The following is a 20,977-nucleotide window of genomic DNA, read 5'->3' as shown; positions in this document are numbered from 1 at the left end:
GTACTGCGCGTCCTTGGTTGTCGGCAGGTCCGGGTAGCACGTGACCCTCCGGTCCGAGGGCATGGCGGCCAGGATGGTGCGGTGGCCCTTCCCGGTGACGGACTCACCACCACCACCACGCGCAGGTGGTTCACGGCATTCGCAAGGTCTTCTGGCGGGGCAGATTTGCGGCGGGGCGGGTGGAATGATCGCCCGGTGGATGCGGAGACTCCCGGGTGGGACGCGATTGACGGGCGGCTGGCGGAGTTCTATCCGGGGGTGGAGCCGCAGCACTACGGGACGATCATCAAGTTCGCGCTGGGTGGGCCCGACCCGCTTGACGGCATCAGCTTCTACCAGCGGGTCGAGCCGGTGCCGCACTGGCACATCGTCGGGTACGGGCTGAGTGAGCTCTACGCCAAGGAGTCGTCGGAGGCGGACCGGTCGGGGTGGGGCTTCGAGCTCACGTTCCGGGTGGCGCGCCGGCCGGACGAGACGGATCCGCCCCTGTGGGCCGCCGGTCTGCTGCAGAACCTGGCCCGCTATGTGTTCAGCAGCGGCAACTGGTTCGAGGCCGGCCACCACATGAACGCCAACGGGCCGATCCGGCAGGACCATCCGACCGCCATGACCGCGCTGGCCTTCGTCGAGGACCCCGAGCTCGGCGCCATCGACACCCCGCACGGCAGGCTTCAGTTCCTGCAGGTGGTGGGGTTGACCTCCGATGAGTACGCGGCCGCGCGCCACTGGGACACCGCCGGTGTGCTGGGACTGCTCGCCGCGCGGCAGCCGCTGCTCGTCACCGACCTCGACCGGCCGTCGCTCACCGACGACCCGGCGGCCCGCGCGGCGATCGAGGCGGGGCGCGCCCGGGACGGCTCGTCGACCGGCATGCTGATGGTCGCCGGGTTCGCCTGGAGCACCGAGGCCGACCGGGTCCGGTTGCGCTTCAGCGACGTGACGGCGCCGTCCGTGGCCGATGCCGTCCGCGATCGGCTGCCGCACGGGCGGAGTCTGACCCTGACGGCCAACGGGGCTACGGCTGTGCTCCATCCGGCGGAGACCTACGCGGCCCGGTCCGATGGTGCGGCGCTCGAGCTGGACCTGCCGCCGGGCCTGGTGGGCGCGTTGCCGGGGGCGTTGAGGCCGGGGACGCACGTGTTGCCGGACGGGCTGATCGTGGAGGTCACGCCCGAGGCTGCTCGAGCCAGTTGACGATCGGCGCGGCGCCGTCCTCGGTGGACAGTCGTCGGGCCATGGCGCGCGCGTTCTGCCGGTAGCGCGGTTCGGTGACGGCCGCCCGGATCGCGGCGGCCAGTGTCTCCGCCGGTGACGTGCCGCCTCGGGGCGGGTTGGCCAGCAGGCGGTGGGGCACGGGCGCCGGGCCGGCGCCCAGCGCGTGGACGCGTCGCGCCCAGAACGGCTGGTCGGTGTAGCGGGGGACCGCCACGGTCGGGACGCCCGCCCGCAATCCCGCCGCCGTGGTGCCCGCGCCGCCGTGGTGGACCACCGCGGCCATCCGGGGGAACAGCCACTCGTGCGGGACCTCGCCGACCTCGATCCGTGTTCGGGTGCCGGACCCGCTCGGGCGAGCGCTCTGGACCACCGCTCGCACGCCGGCCAGGCGGGCGGCTTCGATGATGAGGGCCTGATCGGTGGCGCCGTTGCTGCCGAAACCCAGGAACACCGGGGGCGGGCCGGCGTCGAGGAACTCCAGCAGGTCGGCCGGCGGCTGCCAGCCGGCGGGCATTGCGGGCCACCAATAGCCGGTGATGCTCAGCCGGGCCGGCCAGTCGTGCGGGCGCGGGACCACCACCTCGCTGAAACCGTGGAAGACGTGCGGCTTGCGCCGGGAGCGGCCGATGCGGCGGCGGGCCTTGTCATGGGGCGCCGGGGCGCCGGGGCGGCGGCCAGGGCCAGCCCGGCCAGGCGGTTTCCCCGGGGGCCGAGGCTTCGGGGCAGGCCGAGGAGCATCGGCGGGTAGGCCGCGCTCGGATGCATCGGCTGCAGGAAGGCGCCCGCGCTCGGCACGCCCAGGCGGTCGGCGATGTCGTGGCCGAACGGCGCCACCGCGTTGACCAGGATCGCGTCGACGCCCTCGGCGGCGGCGGTGAGGGCGCCCTCGGCGGCGAGGTCCATGTAGGCGGTGAGCTGCCGGAATGAGGACCCGCTCCCTTCGCCGGCGAGCAGCGGCGCGAGGTCGCCGGGCAGCTCACGCCAGGTGCAACCCGAGGCTTCGACCACGTTCCGGTACGGAGGGTTCGCCGCGATCGCCACCTCATGCCCGGCCTCGCGCAGCCGCGCGCCCAGCCCCGCCGCCGGCGCCACGTCGCCCCGCGTCCCCGGCGTGATCAGCAGAACCCGCATCGCGACACCCTCCTCCTCCGAGTTTGCGAACATCGTTCTCGAACTAGGCTAGCACCCATGACCGACGGCCCGATCTGGAAACGTCCGGAGACCTCCGCCATCGGCCGCCCGGCCGAACGCAGCCGCGCCCAGATCACCGCCGCCGCGATCACCCTCGCCGACGCCGAAGGCCTGGACGCGGTCACCATGCGCCGCGTCGCGTCCGCGATGGGCACCGGGCCCGCGTCGCTCTACCGCTACGTGAAGACCCGCGACGAACTCCTCGACCTCATGATCGACGCGGTGGCCGCCGAGTACAGACTGACGCCACCCACGCCGAATCCCCGCGCGGACGGGCCACCCGAAGAGGGGTCGCGGGCAGGGGAATCGCCTGAGGCGGAGGCGGCTCTCGGGGGGTCGGCCGAGGGGGATTGGCTCGGTGGTGTGGTCGAGGTCGCTCGTCAGACCCGGGACCTGATGGGGCGGCATCCCTGGCTGACCGTCGCGATGCCGTTGCGGCCGACGGTGGGACCGCATTCGCTCGCGCTGGTCGAGCACGTGCTGGCGACGCTGGCCGGGCATCCCGCCTCGGGGGCGACCAAACTTCAGGCCTACGCCATCCTCAACGGGGTGATCGGGCTGATCGCCCGCGCCGAACACGCCGGCCTCGGCGACCGGCAGGCCGAGCTGACCGGCTACCTGCGGCAGATCACGCGGGAGGGCGGGCACCCCCATCTGGCCGCCGCGCTGGCCGACGGCCGCGGCCCGGACGGCTTCGACGACGTCGTCACCCGCATCATGACCGGTCTGCTGGGCCCGGCCGCGTGACAGGGTCCGGCGTTCGGGCGGTCGGGGCAGGACGTGCCGTACTCGGCGGGGCAGGCATCGGCGACGATCGGATCACGTGCGGAGAATTCGCACAGTCCGATGGTGGGCTGCGCCGACAGGCCCTTACCAGTAGGTTGCCGGGCATGACGGGGCAGAGTCCATATGAGACGGTAATGGGATTCATCATCGGGCCGTGGCTGGCTCAGGCCGTACGCGCGGCCGTCGATCTTTCGCTGGCCGAACACCTCGCCGACGGGCCGAAGACGGCCGAGGAGATCGCCGAGGCGGAGGGTGCGGATCCGGCGGCGACGGCACGCTTTCTGCGTGCCTGCGCTTCGATGGGGCTGGTCGCGTACGCCGAGAAGGGTTTTGCCGGAACCGAAACGCTGGCCGTGCTGCACCGTGACGCGCCCCTGTCGCTGCGGGGGCTCGCGGCGTCCCAGTCGAGCCCGTGGGCCTGGCGCACGTGGGCGCGCATCCCCGAGGCGGTGCGCAGCGGCGAGGTGCAGACCACGCAGGCGCTGGGCATGCCGTTCTTCGACTACCTGGCCGCGAACCCGGAGGAGGGCGCGATCTTCGGCGCGGCGATGGCCAGCATGTCGGCGCCGGTCATCCAGGACGCCGTCGAGGTGATCGACGTGGCCGGCGCGACCACCGTGGTCGACGTGGGCGGCGCGCACGGAACCTTCGCGCTGGCCATGCTGGCGAAGCACCCGGGGCTCGACGGCATCGTGCTCGACCTGGGCCACGCCATCCCGGGCGCGCGGGCGGCCGCCGTGGCGCAGGGCCTCGACGACCGGTTCACCGGGGTGCCCGGCGACTTCTTCCAGGCGGTGCCGGCCGGCGACCTCATGCTGCTGAAGTTCATCCTGCACGACTGGCCCGACGACGAGTGCGTCCGCATCCTCACCAACTGCCGTGAGGCGCTGCGCCCGGGCGGGCGGGTGGTGATCACCGAGATCGCGATCGACGACCACGCGCCGGGCATCGCCGCCCTGATGGACCTGGCCATGCTCGCGTCGGCGGGCAGCCGGGAACGGACGGTGGCCGAGTTCGACGAGCTGCTGACGGCGGCCGGCCTGCGGCGGATCCGGGCCACACCGGTCCAGCCGCCGTATGTGGTGATCGAGGCGATCGCGGCCTGACGGATGCGCGTCGAGAAGACCGCCGACGGTGTCGCGGTGATGCGGGCGATCGAGCAGCACGCCCGGACGCCGCTGTTCGACGACCCGCTGTCCGGCCGGATGCTGTCCGGCTGGCCGGCGGTGATGGCCGCGCACGCGCCGCTGCGGCGGCTCTTCCTGGGGGTGATGGAGCGGATCGGGCCGGGGCTGTACGGCGCGGTGGTCTGCCGTACGCGAGCCATCGACGACCTTTGCCGGGCCGCCCTCGCCGGGGGCATCGACCAGGTGGTGATCGTCGGGGCGGGCTTCGACACCCGGCCGTACCGGATGCCCGAGCTGGCCGCCGCCCGGGTCTGGGAGTTCGACCTGCCGACCGTCCAGTCGGCCAAGCGGGCGGCGCTGCCCGCGCCCGCCGGCCACGTCACGTACACCCCGGTCGACCTGGTCTCCCCGGCGGCGGCCGAGGTGCTGGCCGGCGCCGGCCTCGGCGACGCGCCCACGCTGCTGCTCTGTGAGGCCGTGACGATGTACCTGCCGGGCGAGGCGGTGGAGCGGTTCCTCGCGTACGCCGGGAGCCTGCCGCCGGGCAGCCGCCTGATCCTCACCTACCTGCCCCGCGACGCGGCCGACGCGAACGCCGACGGCTGGTGGTCCCGCCGCCTCCGCTGGCGCAGCGCCTTCCGCCCGGACGAGATCGCCGCCCGGCTCGCCGCCCACGGCCTGACCGTGCGGGACGACTTCGGGGCCGACGAGCACCGGAGCCGCCTGCTCGCCCCGATCGGCCGTGACCTGGCCGTCTTCCCGGGCGAGCGGATCGTGGTCGCGGAGAGGTTTATCTAACGGTCGGTTGTTCCGGATGAAACCGCGGGGAAACCCCGCCTTCCTCTACTGAATCTCGTTGGCAAGCCGCCGAATGGGGCTGACGAGGTGATCGCATGCACTACGGCGTCGCGGTGATCGGTGGGGGACAGGCCGGGCTCTCGATGAGCTGGCACCTGCGCCGGGCCGGCCTGGACCACGTGGTGTTCGAGCGGGACCGGGTCGGGCACGAGTGGCGGGACCGGCGGTGGGACTCGTTCTGTCTGGTCACCCCCAACTGGCAGTGTGATCTGCCCGGGTTCCCCTATCAGGGCGACGATCCGGACGGGTTCATGCTCGGCGCCGAGGTCGTCGACCTCCTCGAGAAGTACGCCGCCGCGTTCGATCCGCCGGTCGTCGAAGGCGTGGAGGTGCGGCGCCTACGGCGTACCCGGGAAGGCGTTTTTGATCTGGTCACCTCGGACGGGTCGTGCACGGCCGATCAGGTGGTCGTCGCGACCGGGCCCTACCACCGGGCGGCCGTGCCCCGCCTCGCCGAGCGGCTGCCGAGTCGCATCGCGCAGGTGCACTCGTCGCAGTACCGCAATCCGGAGCAGCTGCCCGAGGGTGAGGTGCTGGTCGTCGGGACGGGACAGTCGGGCTGCCAGATCGCCGAGGACCTGCATCTGGCCGGGCGGCGCGTGCACCTCGCGGTGGGGAGCGCGCCACGGGCGGCCCGGCGCTACCGCGGGCGGGACACGCTGGCCTGGCTGGCCGAGATGGGGCACTACACGCGGGGGATCGACCAGTTCGGCGACGCGGACGAGGTGCGGCTGCGGGCCAACCACTACATGACCGGGCGCGACGGCGGGCGGGACATCGATCTGCGGGCGTTCGCGCGGGACGGGATGCGGCTGTACGGGCGGCTGCTCGGCGTGGACGACGGCACGGCCACCTTCGGCGACGACCTCGCCCGGCATCTGGATCACGCCGATGCGGTGGCCGACGGCATCAAGGACGCCATCGACGCCTGGATCGCCGCCTCGCACATCGAGGCGCCGCACGAGGGCCGCTACGTGCCGGTGTGGCAGCCGGGCCGGTCGCCGCGGGCGCTCGAGCTCGGGGACGTCGCGGCGGTGGTGTGGGCGACCGGGTTCCACCGGGATCACCGCTGGATCGAGGTGCCGGTCTTCGACGGGCGCGGCTACCCGACCCACGACCGCGGCGTGACCAGCGAACCGGGGCTGTACTTCCTCGGGCTGCCGTGGCAGTGGACGTGGGGGTCGGGACGGTTCGCGGGCGTGGCCCGGGACGCCGAGCACCTGACCGGCCGGATCGTCGAGACCCGCCGGCGCCGGGTCGTCGAGGACGTCTCGTGGCTGGCCGGGACGCCGACCGAGACCTACCCCAGCCTCGACTGGTGGAAAGCGGCATGAACGACGGCCATCGGCACCTCGGCGTGCTCCCGGCGTACCCCTTCTATGGCGGCCCGCCGGTGAACCCGGACGTGACCGCCCGCGCGACCATCGACGAGCTGCTGAAAGACCTTGACCGCGAGGGTACGGAACGGGCGCTGGTGTTGCCCAACTACGGCGTGCCCGACCCGGCGGTGGCGTTCGGGTTCAACGAGCTCGTGGTCGAGGCGGCGCAGCGGGACGATCGGATCCGATGTGGACTATGGGTTTCAGCCTTGGATCTCGAGAGGACCGCCGCGGCTTTGAAACTCGCCGGAGAGAAGGGTGTGCGGGCGCTCAAACTCAGCTTCCTGCTCGGTGGCAGCGTGGACGACCCCGCACTGGACGGGATCTTCGCGGCTGCTCGCCGGCACGACCTGACGATTCACATCCACACCTCGCCCGGCGCGGGCTCCGACATCGACCGGGTCGGTGAGCTGGTCGAGCGGTACGGCGACCACACCCGGATCCACCTCGTGCACTTCGGCGGGGGCATGAGCGGCCACATCAAGCTGATCGGCGGGCGCTTCTTCGACTGGATCGCGGCCGGCAAACAGGTCTACACCGACCTGTCCTGGGCCATCGGCTTCGCCCCGCGCTGGCTCGCCGCCGAGATCGACCGGCGGGGCCTCGGCCACGACCGGGTGCTCTTCGCCAGCGACGAGCCGTGGGGCTCCCATGCGGGCGAATCCGCCCTGCTCAGAGACGCGGTGGCCGGCTCGGAACTCGAGAACGCAGTCTTCACGGCCAACTTCGAACGGCTCTACGGAGGAGAAAAATGACCGACCTGACCGACCTCGAGCAGAAGTCCCTCAACGAGATCCCGCACCCGGCGCTGTCCGAAGGATCGAGCATCTACGGCGGCACCAAGGTGTTCCCCGACTACAAGGCCGAAGAGGGCCAGAGCTACTTCACGCTGGTGCACGGCATCGCGCACGAGTCCTCGGTGAGCTTCGTCGCCGTGCTCCAGGCCACCCGGGCGCTGCGCAAGGGCTTCGAGTCGGCCATCTACTTCTACGGACCGGGCTCGCTCAACGCCCTGGCCACACGCGGGTTCCCGACCACGGGCACGTCCGCGTTCCCGGGCGAGCACAACATCAACAACTCGCTGAAGACGTTCATCGCCGAGGGCGGAAAGGTCTACTGCTGCCGGTTCGGGCTGTCCCTGCACGGCGCCCGCGAGGAGGACCTGATCGAGGGCGTCATCCCCACCCACCCGCTGGACGTGCAGGACGCGCTCATCCACTACGCGCGCAAGGGCGCGATCATCAACTCGACCTACATGTTCTGATGACCCTCGACACCCCTTTGAATGTGCGGGCCGACCTGGCGGTGCGCGGTGTACGGGTGCCGACACCCGTGCGCCGCCCGGCCGGGGCGGGACCGTCCGACGACGGGCATCTGGTCATCGACGGGCGCAACGCCACCCTGCCGATCAACCCGGCCAGCCCCTACTCGATCGACCGGGGCAAGATCTGGCTGGGCGAGATCGACACCGGGCTCACCCTGGACGTCGTCCGGCGGCCCCGGTTCTACGACCTGACCACGGCCGACGGGGTGCGCTACGAGCAGATCGCCCGGTTGCACGGCAAGGATGTCCTGGCCACCACGGTGGTGCAGACCTGCATCCGGTACGCCGAGGAGCAGCGCTGCCGGTTCTGCACGATCGAGGAGTCGCTGCGGTCGGGCAGCACGATCGCCGCCAAGACGCCGGCGCAGCTGGCCGAGGTGGCCCGGGCCGCCGTGGACCTCGACGGCATCACGCAGATGGTGATGACCACCGGCACGACGGCCGGGCCGGATCGTGGCGCCCGCAACCTGGTGCGGTGTGTGCGGGCGGTGCTCGACGCCGTGCCGGGGCTGCCGATCCAGGTGCAGACCGAGCCGCCCGCGGATCTGTCGGTCATCTCGGACCTGTCGGCGGCCGGGGCGGTGTCGATCGGGATCCATGTCGAGTCGCTCGACGACGCGGTCCGGCGGAAGTGGATGCCGGGCAAGGGGTCGGTGCCGGTGGCGGAGTACTGGGCGGCCTGGGATTACGCGGTGTCGGTGTTCGGGCGTAACCAGGTGTCGACGTACCTGCTTGTCGGGCTGGGCGAAGATACCGACCAGTTGGTAACTTGGGCGGCCCGCCTGATCGCTCACGGGGTCTACCCGTTCGTGGTGCCGTATCGGCCGGTGGCCGGCGCGATGATCAAGGCGCCGGCGCCCGCGCCGTCGGTCGTCCGTGACATTTCCGACAAAGTGGCGCGGCTGCTTCGCGACGCCGGGATGCTGGGCGCCGACCAGAAGGCGGGGTGCGCGGCCTGCGGGGCGTGCGGGGTGCTGCAGGCGGCCGGCGGATGACCGATCTTGTGCCCGCCCTGCTCGGGCCCGCGTTCACGATCCTGCCGACGACGGATCGGGCGGAGTATCACGCGCTGCGGCGGCGGGTCTTCGTCGACGAGCAGGGGCTGTTCGACGGTCACGACCTGGACGACCGGGACGACGACCCGCGCACGGTGGTGCTGGTCGCGCGGTCGGCTCGCGGGGAGTTCCTCGGTGGCGTGCGCGTTGGGCCCGCTGTGGACGGGCCGGACATCGGCTGGTGGCAGGGCGGCCGGCTGGTCGTCGAGCCCGGCGCGCGAGGCGGCTCTTCAACCGGCGGCGCGGGTGGCCTCGGTTCTTTGAGTGGCGGCGCGGGTGGCCTCGGCTTCTTGAGCGGTGGCGCCGTGGGCGGCGTGGGCGCGGCGGGTGGCGTGGGCGCGGCGGGTGGCGTGGGCGCGGCGGGCGGCGGCTCGGGCGGTGTTGGCTCGGCTCTGGTGCGGGCGGCCTGCGCGTACGCGGAGAGCGCCGGCGCGTTGCGCTTCGACGCGACGGTGCAGAGAGAGAAAGAACGTTCGTTCTCTCGGCTGGGGTGGCAGGGGGTCCGGGAGATCACGGTCGCCGGGCGGCCGCACGTGCTGATGCGCTGGCCCATCGGGCGGATCGCGGCGCTCACCACGGCCACCAAGCAGGCGCTGGGACCGCTTCTACAAGGCATGACACCGCTCGGGTACGCCGGGGACGACGGCGCCCCGGTGCCGGGATCGGATCTGATCGCCGCCTGCGACGCGATCGTCCCGTCCATGGTGGAGCGTGATCCGGAGTGGGCCGGATGGTGCTCGGTACTGGTGAATGTGAACGATCTGGCGGCCATGGGCGCGTCCCCGGTGGGGCTGCTGAACGCCGTCGGCGCTCGCGACGCCGCACATGCCGCCCGGATCCTCGGGGGACTGCGCCGCGCCGCCGAGGCCTGGGGCATTCCGGTGCTGGGCGGGCACACCCAGCTCGGGGTTCCGGCCGCCCTCTCGGCGACCGCTCTTGGGCGCGCCGCGCATCCCGTCCCGGGCGGCGGCGGGCGGCCGGGGATGCGCGTCCAGCTCACCGCCGACCTGAGTGGGCGCTGGCGCCCCGGCTATCACGGCCGGCAGTGGGACTCGACCAGCCACCGGACCAGCGCCGAGCTGCGGGCGCTGCACGGCATCGTCGCCGAGCGACGGCCCGCCGCGGCCAAGGACGTCTCGATGGCCGGCATCGTCGGCACGCTCGGAATGCTGGCCGAGGCGAGCGGATGCGGTGCGGTCCTGGATGTCGCCTCGGTGCCATGCCCGGACGGCGCGACCGTGGGCGACTGGCTCACCTGCTTCCCCGGCTTCGCCATGATCACGGCAAGCGGTGGTGCCTATACGCGCTCAGAGCAGGGTGGTGGTGCCTATACGCGCTCAGAGCAGGGTGGTGGTGCCTATACGCGCTCAGAGCAGGGTGGTGGTGCCTATACGCGCTCAGAGCAAAGGGGGCTGGCGACCACTGCTGGCTGCGGCGAGCTCACGTCACGGCAAGGGGTTCGGCTGCGCTGGCCGGACGGGGAACTGACCGTCGCCCTGGAGGGCGGCGTGACCGGAATGGGGCCGGCATGACCGTCATCAGGATGGCCGCGGTTGCCGACGAGTTCGATCGGGACCTGGACGGGGACTTCGCCCGGATCGAGAAGATTGTGGAGGCGGCGCGGGCTGAGGGCGTACAGCTGCTTGCGCTGCCTGAAGCCTGTCTCGGCGGGTATCTGGCCGACCTCGACGGGGATGCGGAACAGCCGCCGGCGTTGCGCGTGGACGGGCCCGAGATCGCCCGGCTGGCCGCCGTCGCGGAGGACATGGTGGTGTGCGCGGGGTATTGCGAGGCCGACGGCGACCGGCGCTACAACAGTGTGGTGTGTGTCGGCGGCGGTGCGGTGCTCGGCAATCATCGGAAGGTGCATCAGCCGCTGCGGGAGGACGCCAGCTACGACTCGGGTGACTCGTTCGCCGCGTTCGACACGCCGGTCGGGCGGGTCGGGCTGCTGATCTGCTACGACAAGGCGTTCCCGGAGTCGGCGCGGGCGCTGGCGCTGGACGGGGCCGAGATCATCGTGTGCGTGTCGGCGTGGCCGGGCAGCCGTACCGAAGCGGCGGAAGATCTCGCCGAGGATCGCTGGACGCGGCGCTTCGATCTCTTCGACCGGGCCCGTGCGCTGGAGAACCAGGTCGTCTGGGTGTCGGCCAATCAGGCGGGCACGTTCGGCTCGCTGCGCTTCGTGTGCTCGGCGAAGATCGTCGATCCGGGCGGCGACGTGCTGGCCACCACCGGGGTCGCGGCGGGCATGGCGGTCGCCGAGGTGGACGTGACGGCGGCGCTGACCGCGGCCCGGCGCTCGATGGGTCACCTGCGCGACCGCCGGCCGGAGGCGTACTGACCGATGGTCCGGATCGCCGCGGCGGCCGCGCACTTCGGCCGCGACCTCGACCACTGCCTGGGCCGCATCGGCAAGCTGATCGGCGACGCCCGGGAGGCCGGCGCCGCGCTGCTGGTGCTGCCGGACGCGGCGATCGGCGGCTACCTGGCCGACCTGCGGCACCCGGACCCGTCGGCGTTGCCGCCGGCGCTGAAGCCCGACGACCCGATCCTGACCCAGGTCGCCGCGCTGGCCCGCGACATGGTGGTGTGCGTCGGCTACTGCGAGGCCGACGACGACCGGCGCTACAACGCGGCCGTCTGCCTGACCGGCGACGGGGTGCTCGGCCGGCACCGCAAGGTGCACCTCCCGGCGGCCGAGGTCACCGCGTACGCGCCGGGCGACACCTTCGCGGCCTTCGACACCCCGGCCGGCCGGATCGGCATGCTCATCGACTACGACAAGACGTTCCCCGAGTCGGCCCGCACCCTGGCCCTGGACGGCGCGCAGATCGTCGCCTGCCTGTCCGCCTGGCCGGCCAGCATCACCAACGCGGCGCCCAAGCTCTCCCAGGACCGCCAGTCCCGGCTGTTCGACCTCTACGACTGCGCTCGCGCCGCGGAGAACCAGATCGTGGTGGCCTCCTCCAACCAGACCGGCGCGGTCGGCGGCATGCGCTTCCTCGGACAGGCCAAGGTGGTCGGGCCGGGCGGCAACATCCTCGCCCGCACCTGGGCCAAGGCCGGCCTCGCGGTGGCCTCGCTGGACGTCGCCGAGGAGATCGCGTCCGCCCGGCGGGTGCTGTCCCACCTCACGGAGCTGCGGCGGGACGCCTACCGGTGAGGATCGCGCTGCTCACCTATTCGACCCGGCCGCGGGGCGGGGTGGTGCACACGCTGGCGCTGGCCGAGGCGCTGGCCGCGCTCGGCCAGGACGTCACGGTCTGGACGCTGGCCCGCGGTGGTGGGTTCTTCCGCCCGGTCGATCCCCGGGTACGCCTGTGCGCGGTGCCGTTCGAGGACGTGCCCGGGGAAAGCGTGGGAGAGCGGATCCTGCGGTCGATCGAGGTGCTGCGGGAAGCATTCGATCCTTCCGCGTACGACATCGTGCACGCGCAGGACTGCATCAGCGCCAACGCGGCCGGCCGGTGCGTCCGGACCATCCACCACCTGGACACCTTCACGACCCCCGAACTGGCCGCGTGCCACGAGCGGGCGATCGTCTCGCCGTACGCGCATCTCTGCGTCTCGTCGGCCGTGGCGGCCGAGGTCCGGTCGGGCTGGGGCATCTCGCCGACCGTCATCCCGAACGGGGTGGACGCCGCGCGCTTCGCCGCGGCGACTCCCTTGCCGGGGTTCTACGTTCTCGCGGTCGGAGGTATTGAGCCCCGCAAAGGCTCATGGGATCTGGTGCGCGCGTTTGCCCGGCTGTCGGATATCTCGGACCTGCGCCTGGTCTTCGCGGGTGGGGAGACCTTGTTCGACTATCGCGACTACCGCGTGGCGTTCGATCAGCTCGCGGCCGACCTGGACGTTACGCCGGAGGTGCTCGGGCCGGTCGCCCACGACGAGCTTCCCGGGCTGGTGGGGGGCGCGGCCGCGTTCGCGTTCCCGTCCACCAAGGAGGGCTTCGGGCTGGCCGCGATGGAGGCGCTCGCCGGCGGGGTGCCGGTGGTGGCGCGCGACCTGCCCGTGCTGCGGGAGGTGTTCGGGCCGGCGGTGCTCTACGGCACCGGGCCGGATTCGCTGGCCGACTCGCTGCGTACCGCGATCGTGAAGCCCGACCCGGCCCGCGCCGCCGCCGGACGCGCCCTCGCCTTCGCGCACACCTGGACCGACGCCGCCCGCCGCCACCTCGACTTCTACCGCTCCCTCTGACGGGGAGCGGCCGGCGCCGTCAACGGGGGATGACGGGGCCGGCCACGCTGGTAAAGACGCGGGCCGGGCCCCTTCTCGTTGCATGGCTGAGACCGCCGGGACGAGCGACCGGGGCGAGGGCGTGTCACTCTTGGCTGGTAGGACGACCCGGAGCAGGCGGAGGACCACTATGAGTGACGGGGCGCGCGGACGGCGGGATGCCTTCGAGTACGCGGGCGCGACGGTGGAGATGGTCGATGCCGTCACCGCGCTGGCGGCGGCCCGGGTCAACCGGGTCGAGCTGCTGCGGAACGCCAGCTGGCCCGAGCCGGTCAAGAGGGTTGAGCTGGCCGTCTTCAGCGAAGGCGAGGTGCAGGTCTTCGGCGCCGAGATCTCCACCGCGGCCGATCGGTTCACCACCGAGAAGGTGCGGAAGCTGGTGCTGGGGGCCGACCCGATCGGGGTGCTGCTGTCCAAGCGGATCGCCGAAGGGGACGTGCTGACCGCCCGGCTCGTGGACGGGGTGGGCAGCGCGGCGGTGGCCGCGTACAAGAAGCTCGGTCTTGATCGCATGCCGCAACCGGCCACCCAGCGTGAGCCGGGAACGCTGGCCGACGCCGCGGTGGGGTTGCAGGCGGCCGTGACCTACGACGAGACCGGGACGCTGGTGCGGCTGCGGGCCGAGGTGCCGCGTGACGATGTGTCGCCGGCCCACCTGCAGGCCTTCGCGGGGCTGACGCTGCAGGCGGTGATCGAGATCGCCGGACCGGACAGCCTGCGCGGGCGGCGGTACGTGCTCAGCCGGGAGAACCTGCCGGCCCAGCCCACCACCACCCAGGAGGTCACGCTCGACCAGGTCGGCGGGCTGGCGCACATCGTCGCCGAGCTGCGGCAGATCGCGGTGTCCTTCCGGCATCCGGAGGCGATGGCCCGGTGGGGGGCGCGCCGACCGCAGGGGCTGCTGATGTACGGGCCGCCCGGCACCGGCAAGACCATGTTGTCGCGGGCGCTGGCCAACGAGATCGGCGCCGACTTCCGCGAGGTCCGCACCCCGGAGATCCTGGACAAGTGGCTGGGCGGCTCGGAGCGCAACATCAAGCAGATCTTCCGGGACGCGCGGCGCTACCGCGTGCCGACGCTGATCCTGTTCGACGAGTTCGACTCGATCATCAGCTACGTCGGGTCGGGTGGCGACGCGGCCGGTCAGGCCATCAACGCGGTGGCCGGCATCTTCAAGCAGGAGATGAACGATCTGATCGAGGCCAACCCGAACGTGATCGTGGTCGCGACCACGAACTTCCCGCAGCGGGTCGACGAGTCGCTGATCCGGTCGGGCCGGTTCGACGTGAAGCTGTCCGTGCCGAAGCCGGACGAGGCGGGCCGGGCCGAGATCTTCCGCAAGATGATCCGCGGCCTGATCTCGGCGCATGAGGCGCCCGGGTTCACCATGTTCGCCGACGAACTCGACCTGGCCGAGCTGGGCCGGGCCAGCCTGGGCATGACCGGGGCCGACATCAAGGAGGTGCTGCGCCGGGTGCAGCTGTCCAAGGCGATGCAGGACGCGCGGACCGGTGGCGAGGTCGGCCCGATCACCCAGGAGGAGCTGGCCGCCTCGATCACGGAGCTGCGGGGGCCATCGGCGCCGAGCGTGTGAACGACCGCCACGGCAACAGGAAGATGCTGGTCAGGAGCACGCCGGCCATCAGGGCGAGCGCGATCCGGGTGGAGAACAGGGTGGCCAGCACGCCGCCGAGCATGATCCCGATCGGCTGGGCCACCCGCTGGCTGATCGACCAGGCCGACAGCACCCGGGACATGTAACCGTCCTCGGTGGCCCGCATCCGGAACGTCGCGAACGTCGGGTTGAACGCGCCGGCGCAGAAGATCAGCAGGAACTGCGACACGGTGATCACGAGCAGCCCGGTGGGGCCGGCCGGGGCCACGGCCAGCAGGATCATGAACAGGGTGCGGCCGACGCCGAAGCCGAGCAGCTTCGGGCGCTCCTCGGTGATCCGCCGGGCCACGAACGCGCCGAGGATCCCGCCCAGGCAGGGCACGCCTAGGGCGATGCCGTACTCCCACGGCGTCATGTGCAGCTCGCGCAGCATCAGCACGGCCAGCAGCGGCGCGGTCGCCATCACGCTGCCACCGAAGACCATCGAGTTGAGCCACAGTGCTCGCAGCGCCCGGTGGCCCAGGATGTAGCGCCAGCCGGCGGTCAGCTCGTGCAGCCTCGGGGTGGGGTGCCGCGGCGGGGGCGGCGGCTCGGGGGCGCGCAGGCGGCGGATGCCCAGCGCCGACAGCAGGAACGACACCGCGTCGGCGGCCATCGACGCGGTGGCGCCGAGGGCCGACACCAGCACGCCGCCGAGCGGGGGACCGGCGCTGTAGACGGTCCAGAGGGTCATCTCCAGCCGCGCGTTCGCCTGGCCGCGCAGGCCGGGCGGGACCAGCGCCTTGAGGTGGGCGCCGCTCGCGCTCGCGAACACGATCACCCCGACCGCCTGCACCATCGCCACGACACACAGCTGGGCGTACGTGAGTAGGCCGAACGCCGCCGCGACGGGCACGCTGAGCAGCACCACGAACCGGGTCAGATCGACGCCGATCATGATCGGCCGTTTGCGCCGGAACTCGATCCACGGCCCGAGCGGCAGGGCCAGCACCGCGCCGGCGACGCCGGACAGCGCCGACAGCAGGGACACCTGGAACACCGGCGCGGCGAGGGCGATCGTGGCGACCAGCGGCAGCGCGCCGATCGCGACGCCGCTGCCCAGTTCACTGATCGAGTACGCCGCCCACAACCGTCGGAAGTCCGGACCCAGCGCCACCGGGGCAACCTATCGCCTCGGAGATGGCGGCGGGCGACCGCGATGAGCAACTGGTCGCCGTCGGACATATCGGCCGGGACGGGACCTAGTTGAGCGCTGAACCACTCCGCGTGACGATCGCGGTGGTGTTGACTCCCGGGGGCAGCGTGCCGAACGTGCCGCCCCGGTCCCCGCCGAGCCGGGTGGCGCAGAAGGCGTCGGCCACCCGCTCCGGCGCGTGCCGGACCAGCAGCGAGCCCTGGAGCACCAGGGCCAGCCGTTCGGCGACCTGCCGGGCCTGGCTCTCCGGTGGGTTGGCCAGCAGGTCCTTCAGCCCGGCCACGGCGTCGTCCAGCCGCCGGTCGGCGCCGGCCGCCGTGGTCACCTCGGCCAGGAACGCCTCCACCGCCTCCGGCTCCTTGCGCAGCGTACGGAGCACGTCGAGGGCCTGCACGTTGCCCGAGCCCTCCCAGATCGAGTTGAGCGGCGCGTCCCGGTAGAGGCGCGGAAGGCCGGACTCCTCCACGTACCCGTTGCCGCCGAGACACTCCAGCGCCTCACCGACCACCGCGGGTTGTCGCTTGCACACCCAGAACTTGCCCACCGCCACCGCGAGCCGCCGGAACGCGTCCTCGCCCCGGTCCACCGCCCCGGCCAGCCGCATCATCAGGGTCGTGGCCGCCTCGGTCTCCAGCGCCAGGTCGGCCAGCACCGCGGTCATCAGCGGCTGCTCGATCAGCGGGCGGCCGAACGCCGACCGGTGCCGCGCGTGGTGGATCGCCTGGGTCAGCGCGGCCCGCATGCCGGCCGCCGAGCCGATCACACAGTCGAGCCGGGTGGTGGCGACCATCTCGATGATCGTGCGGACGCCCCGGCCCTCGGGCCCGACCAGCCAGCCGACCGTGTTCTCGAACTCCGGCTCGCTGCTGGCGTTGCTGCGGTTGCCCAGCTTGTCCTTGAGGCGCTGGATGCGGAAGTCGTTGCGGGCGCCGTCCGGCAGCACCCGGGGCACCAGGAAGCAGGAGAGGCCGGCCGGCGCCTGGGCCAGCACCAGGAACACGTCGGACATCGGCGCGCTGGTGAACCACTTGTGGCCCCGCAACCGCCAGGAGCCGTCGGCGGTCACCGCGGCGCGGGTGGTGTTCGCGCGGACGTCCGAGCCGCCCTGCTTCTCGGTCATGCCCATGCCGGCCAGCAGGCCGCGCTTGGTCTGCGGGGCGCGCAGGCCCGGGTCGTACTCGCGGGTGGTGAGCAGCCGGCCGTAGGCGGCGGCCAGGCTCGGCTCGTGCTGCAGGGCCGGGATCACCGCGTACGTCATCGAGATCGGGCAGGTGTGTCCGGCCTCGACCTGCGACCACGTGTAGAGGGCGGCGGCGCGGGCGGCGTGGGCGCCCTTGTTCCCCGAACCCCACGCGGCCCCGGCCAGCCCGGCCTCGACCGCGGTCCGCATCAGCTCGTGCCAGGCCGGGTGGAAGTCGACCTCGTCGACCCGGTTGCCGTAGCGGTCGTGGGTGCGCAGCTTCGGCGGGTACGCGTTCGCCTCCTCGGCCCAGCGCTGCGGCTCGGCCTCGCCGGCCCGGCGGCCCAGGGCGTGCAGGTCGTCCAGCGACCAGTCCGCGCCCTCCCGCCGTACCGAATCAAGCAGCGCGACGTCCTCCGCCACGTCGTAGTCGACCAGGGCCGGTGGCTGGTTGAACACGTCGTGAGTCACCGGGCCAGCGTAGGCACGGTGGGTGGTAATCGCTCGGGTAGGGTTTCGGCAAAGTGATCTGGGAGGAGACGTGGCCACGGTGACGCCCATCGAGGCGGGGGGCGGCGGCGCGGTCGCCGACCTGCTCGTCGAGATGGACGACGCGCGCAAACTCGCCGCCGACGTGGCCCGGCCCGACCTCGTCGAACGACTCGAACGCGCGGCCCAGCGGCTGCGCGCCGACGACGTGGCGGTGGCCGTCGTCGGCGAGTTCAAACAGGGCAAGAGCACGCTGGTCAACGCGTTGCTCCGCACCGACATCTGCCCGGTCGACTCGGACATCGTGACCGCGGTGCCGACCGTCCTGCGCTACGGCCGGACCCCGGCGGTGTCGCTCCAGCTGGCGGCGACCGACGGGCGGCTGGAGTCGGTGTCCGTACCCTTCGAGACCCTCCGCCGGCACATCACCGAGGGCACGCCGGTCGACGGCCCCGCGCCGCGCAGCGTCGAGGTCCGCCTCGACCGCCGGCTGCTCGGCGCCGGCCTCTCCATCATCGACACGCCGGGCGTGGGCGGCCTCGACTCGGCCCAGGGCAACATCACCCTCGCCGCGCTGCCGCTGGCCGGCGCCGCGCTGTTCGTCACCGACGCCGCGCAGGAGCTGACCGCGCCCGAGGTCGACTTCCTGCGCCGGGTGCTGGAACGCTGCCCGCGCGCGTTCTGCGTGGTCACCAAGACCGACCTCTACGCCGAGTGGCGGCGGATCGTCGAGATCAACCAGGGTCACCTGGCCCGCGCCGGACTCGACGTGCCGATCGTCGCGGTCTCCTCCTTCCTGCGGATGCGCGCGCAGGCCAAGGACAGCATCGAGCTCAACCGCGAGTCCGGCTTCCCGCTGCTGGTCGACCTGCTGCGCCGGGACGTGCTGGGCGCGGCCGAGGCCGACTCGCTGGCCGCCGGGCGCGCCGAGCTCGGGTTCGTGGTGGCCCAGCTCCGGGAGCGGGTCGCGGTCGAGGAGGCGGTCGCGGCCGAACCCGGTGCGGCGCCGGCCATCGCCGAGCGGTACGTCGAGAAGCGGCGCCGCGCGCAGGCCGTGCTGACCGGCGGCTCGTGGCAGACCGTGCTCGGCGACGGCATCCAGGACCTCACCGCCGACGTCGACCACGACCTGCGGGAACGTCTGCGGCTGATGGTCCGCAAGGGCGAGGAGCTGCTGGACGAGTCCGACCCACGGGACACCTGGCGCGACTTCCAGGCGTGGGCCGCGCGGGAGGCCACCGCGGCCGCCGTCGACAACCTGATGCTGCTGGTCGGCCGCACCGAACAGCTGGCGCGGGATGTCGCCGAGCGGTTCGGCATCGAATACGACAGCCTCGACGTCGACCTGCCCGCGCCCGACCAGGCCCTGCGCAAGGTCGGCGACCTCGACGTCAGCTTCCACAAGTCCGGGATGCAGCAGTTCCTCGGCGCGTTCACGGCGGCCCGCGTGACCTACGGTGGCTTCTACATGCTCGGGGCGGTCGGCGCGCTGTTCAACGTGGCCGTGGCCGCCCCGCTCGGGCTGCTGGCCGGCGTGACCCTGGGCCGGCGGCTGGTCCGGCAGGAGAAGGAGCGGCAGGTGCAACATCGGCGGGCGCAGGCCAAACAGGAGCTGCGGCGGTACGTCGACGACGTCACGTTCCACGTCGGGCGCGACTCGCGCGAGGCGGTGCGGCGGACCCAGCGGTTCCTGCGGGACGAGTTCGCGGCGCGGGCGATGGCGATCGAGCGGTCGGCGGCGGCGACGGCTGCGGCCGTACGCGAAACCGCTGCTCTTCCCGAGGACCAGCGGCAGGCCCGGGCCGCCACGCTGGCCGACCAACGCCGGCGGCTGGACGACCTGGCGCCGCGGCCCTCACATCGGGACCACCTGGCATGAGCCTGCTCGACGAGGTGCGCGGCCTGCTTGACCGGGCCTTCGCCGAGGCGACCGACCCGACGCTGAAGCGGCGGCTGTTCGACGCGCGGCGCCGGATCGACGAACCGCTGCGGGTGGCCATCGCCGGCAAGGTCAAGGCGGGCAAGTCGACCCTGCTCAACGCCCTGGTCGGCGAGGAGCTGGCGGCCACCGACGCGGGCGAGTGCACACGCATCGTCACCTGGTACGCCGACGGCCCGACGTACCAGGTCACCGCCTTTCTCAAGGACGGGCACGCCGAGCCGCGGCCGTTCAACCGGGTGCAGGGCGCGGTGCAGATCAACCTGGGCCGGCCGGCCGACGAGGTCACCCACCTCGAGGTCCGCGTGCCCAGCGCCCGCCTGCGCCGGCACACGCTGATCGACACCCCGGGCATCGCCTCGCTCTCCACCGACGTCTCGCTGCGCACGATGGCGTTCCTGGAGGCCGAGGGGGAGCGGGCCGCGCAGACCGACGCGGTGATCTACCTGCTGCGTCACATGCACGGCAGCGACGTGCGGTTCCTCGAGTCGTTCCACGGCGACGGGCTGGCCACCGGCACGCCGGTCAACGCGGTCGGGGTGCTGTCCCGGGCCGACGAGATCGGCGGCTGCCGGCTGGACGCGATGGAGGCGGCCGGCCGGGTCGCCGCCCGCTACGCCACCGACGAGCGGCTGCGCCGGCTGTGCCCGGTCGTCGTGCCGGTGGCCGGGCTGCTCGGGGCGGCCGGGGCGACGCTGCGCGAGGACGAGTTCCGGGTGCTGGCCGCGGTCGCGGCCGAGCCGATGTCCGATGTGGTGGAGCTGCTGCTGACCGCCGACCGCTTCGCGTCGTCGGCGCCGGGTCATCAGCGGGTGCTGGGCCGGCTCGGGCTCTTCGGCGTACGCCTCTCGGTCCGGCTGATCCGGGAGAACGTGGTCCGTGACGCGGCCGACCTGGCCCGCGCGCTGACCGAGCACAGCGGCATCGACAAGCTCCGCGAGGTGTTCACCGCCCAGTTCGTGGGACGCAGCGAAGTCCTCAAGGCCCGGTCCGCGCTGGCCGTGATCGATGAGTGTGTGCCCGCCGAGTCGTGGCTGGCGGCCGAGGCGGAACGGATCCGGGCCAGCGCGCACGAGTTCGTCGAGCTGCGTCTGCTGCACCTGTTGCGGTCCGGCCGGCTGGCCGGGACGGACGCCCAGCTGACCGAGCTCGACCTGCTGTTCGGCGGGGCCGGCGGCGCCGCGTCCGACCGGCTCGGGCTGCCCGCGGAGGCGCCCCCGTCCCGCGTCGCGGCGGCCGCGAAGATCGCGCTGGCGCGGTGGCAGGCGGTCGGGGAACACCCGTTCTCGGCCCGCGAGTTGCGGACGGCGGCACGCGCCGCGATGCGTACGTGCGAAGGAATCCTCGCGGCGGTCAGGTGAACTTCCGACCGTGATGGTTTGATC

At 72.7% G+C, this 20,977-nt stretch carries 19 protein-coding genes; 15 read left to right on the top strand and 4 right to left on the bottom strand.

All coding sequences use genetic code 11. The features are described 5' to 3' along the window. The first annotated feature begins 195 nt into the window (after positions 1-195). Positions 196-1,194, top strand: a complete 999-nt coding sequence (locus AB0O15_RS34355) for a suppressor of fused domain protein (RefSeq protein ID WP_364327467.1) — start codon at positions 196-198, stop codon at positions 1,192-1,194. Here AB0O15_RS34355 and AB0O15_RS34350 read toward each other — a convergent pair. Both AB0O15_RS34350 and AB0O15_RS34345 read right to left on the bottom strand, forming a co-directional pair. After that, positions 1,166-1,795 (bottom strand): nucleotide disphospho-sugar-binding domain-containing protein, encoded by a 630-nt coding sequence (locus AB0O15_RS34350; RefSeq protein ID WP_364327465.1) that lies wholly within the window; start codon positions 1,793-1,795, stop codon positions 1,166-1,168. The genes AB0O15_RS34355 and AB0O15_RS34350 overlap by 29 nt on opposite strands. Next, entirely contained in the window at positions 1,756-2,346 is a 591-nt protein-coding gene (locus AB0O15_RS34345) for a glycosyltransferase (RefSeq protein WP_364327462.1), read from the bottom strand. The genes AB0O15_RS34350 and AB0O15_RS34345 overlap by 40 nt, the downstream gene beginning before the upstream one ends. Before the next feature lie 57 nt (positions 2,347-2,403). Here AB0O15_RS34345 and AB0O15_RS34340 point away from each other — a divergent pair, with 57 nt between their 5' ends. The 12 genes from AB0O15_RS34340 to AB0O15_RS34285 all read left to right on the top strand — a co-directional run bounded on the left by AB0O15_RS34340 (position 2,404) and on the right by AB0O15_RS34285 (position 14,768). Next, positions 2,404-3,153 (top strand): TetR/AcrR family transcriptional regulator, encoded by a 750-nt coding sequence (locus AB0O15_RS34340; protein WP_364327460.1) that lies wholly within the window; start codon positions 2,404-2,406, stop codon positions 3,151-3,153. 173 nt (positions 3,154-3,326) lie between these two features. After that, positions 3,327-4,298: a methyltransferase gene (locus AB0O15_RS34335; RefSeq protein WP_364327457.1), complete on the top strand. Its 972-nt coding sequence runs from the start codon at positions 3,327-3,329 to the stop codon at positions 4,296-4,298. A 3-nt stretch (positions 4,299-4,301) separates the two neighbouring features. Then, positions 4,302-5,117 carry an SAM-dependent methyltransferase gene (locus AB0O15_RS34330; protein WP_364327454.1) on the top strand — a complete coding sequence of 272 codons (816 nt, stop codon included), beginning with the start codon at positions 4,302-4,304 and terminating at the stop codon, positions 5,115-5,117. A gap of 95 nt (positions 5,118-5,212) precedes the next feature. Beyond that, the gene (locus tag AB0O15_RS34325; protein WP_364327451.1) at positions 5,213-6,511 is read left to right on the top strand and encodes an MSMEG_0569 family flavin-dependent oxidoreductase; all 1,299 of its coding nucleotides are present in this window, start codon (positions 5,213-5,215) and stop codon (positions 6,509-6,511) included. Continuing rightward, positions 6,508-7,311: an amidohydrolase family protein gene (locus AB0O15_RS34320; RefSeq protein WP_364327448.1), complete on the top strand. Its 804-nt coding sequence runs from the start codon at positions 6,508-6,510 to the stop codon at positions 7,309-7,311. The genes AB0O15_RS34325 and AB0O15_RS34320 overlap by 4 nt, the downstream gene beginning before the upstream one ends. Next, positions 7,308-7,820: an MSMEG_0572/Sll0783 family nitrogen starvation response protein gene (locus tag AB0O15_RS34315; RefSeq protein ID WP_285689569.1), complete on the top strand. Its 513-nt coding sequence runs from the start codon at positions 7,308-7,310 to the stop codon at positions 7,818-7,820. Before AB0O15_RS34320 ends, AB0O15_RS34315 begins: the two co-directional genes overlap by 4 nt. Beyond that, positions 7,820-8,875, top strand: coding sequence for an MSMEG_0568 family radical SAM protein (locus AB0O15_RS34310; protein WP_364327445.1), 1,056 nt, complete (start codon positions 7,820-7,822; stop codon positions 8,873-8,875). The genes AB0O15_RS34315 and AB0O15_RS34310 overlap by 1 nt, the downstream gene beginning before the upstream one ends. Continuing rightward, the gene (locus tag AB0O15_RS34305) at positions 8,827-10,467 is read left to right on the top strand and encodes an MSMEG_0567/sll0787 family protein (protein WP_364327442.1); all 1,641 of its coding nucleotides are present in this window, start codon (positions 8,827-8,829) and stop codon (positions 10,465-10,467) included. The genes AB0O15_RS34310 and AB0O15_RS34305 overlap by 49 nt, the downstream gene beginning before the upstream one ends. Continuing rightward, the gene (locus tag AB0O15_RS34300) at positions 10,464-11,279 is read left to right on the top strand and encodes a carbon-nitrogen hydrolase family protein (RefSeq protein ID WP_364327439.1); all 816 of its coding nucleotides are present in this window, start codon (positions 10,464-10,466) and stop codon (positions 11,277-11,279) included. The genes AB0O15_RS34305 and AB0O15_RS34300 overlap by 4 nt, the downstream gene beginning before the upstream one ends. Positions 11,280-11,282: 3 nt before the next feature. After that, positions 11,283-12,101 (top strand): carbon-nitrogen hydrolase family protein, encoded by an 819-nt coding sequence (locus tag AB0O15_RS34295; protein ID WP_364327437.1) that lies wholly within the window; start codon positions 11,283-11,285, stop codon positions 12,099-12,101. Further along, positions 12,098-13,135, top strand: a complete 1,038-nt coding sequence (locus AB0O15_RS34290) for an MSMEG_0565 family glycosyltransferase (RefSeq protein WP_364327434.1) — start codon at positions 12,098-12,100, stop codon at positions 13,133-13,135. Before AB0O15_RS34295 ends, AB0O15_RS34290 begins: the two co-directional genes overlap by 4 nt. 169 nt (positions 13,136-13,304) lie before the next feature. After that, the gene (locus tag AB0O15_RS34285) at positions 13,305-14,768 is read left to right on the top strand and encodes an ATP-binding protein (RefSeq protein WP_364327431.1); all 1,464 of its coding nucleotides are present in this window, start codon (positions 13,305-13,307) and stop codon (positions 14,766-14,768) included. Here the strand turns inward: AB0O15_RS34285 and AB0O15_RS34280 are convergent. Both AB0O15_RS34280 and AB0O15_RS34275 read right to left on the bottom strand, forming a co-directional pair. Next, positions 14,731-15,945: an MFS transporter gene (locus tag AB0O15_RS34280; protein WP_364327428.1), complete on the bottom strand. Its 1,215-nt coding sequence runs from the start codon at positions 15,943-15,945 to the stop codon at positions 14,731-14,733. The genes AB0O15_RS34285 and AB0O15_RS34280 overlap by 38 nt on opposite strands. 85 nt (positions 15,946-16,030) lie before the next feature. Further along, on the bottom strand, positions 16,031-17,635 hold the full coding sequence (locus AB0O15_RS34275; protein WP_364327426.1) for an isovaleryl-CoA dehydrogenase: 1,605 nt from the start codon (positions 17,633-17,635) through the stop codon (positions 16,031-16,033). Between the two features lie 70 nt (positions 17,636-17,705). Between AB0O15_RS34275 and AB0O15_RS34270 the strand changes: the two genes are divergently transcribed. Next, positions 17,706-19,532 carry a dynamin family protein gene (locus AB0O15_RS34270; RefSeq protein WP_364327423.1) on the top strand — a complete coding sequence of 609 codons (1,827 nt, stop codon included), beginning with the start codon at positions 17,706-17,708 and terminating at the stop codon, positions 19,530-19,532. Next, entirely contained in the window at positions 19,529-20,953 is a 1,425-nt protein-coding gene (locus AB0O15_RS34265; RefSeq protein ID WP_364327420.1) for a dynamin family protein, read from the top strand. Before AB0O15_RS34270 ends, AB0O15_RS34265 begins: the two co-directional genes overlap by 4 nt. The last annotated feature ends 24 nt before the right edge of the window (positions 20,954-20,977 follow it).

This window comes from Actinoplanes sp. NPDC089786 (assembly GCF_040684855.1).
Classification (GTDB): Bacteria; Actinomycetota; Actinomycetes; order Mycobacteriales; family Micromonosporaceae; genus Actinoplanes.
Note: the sequence above shows the minus strand (reverse complement) of the source record. Positions and strands in the feature narration are given on the sequence as shown.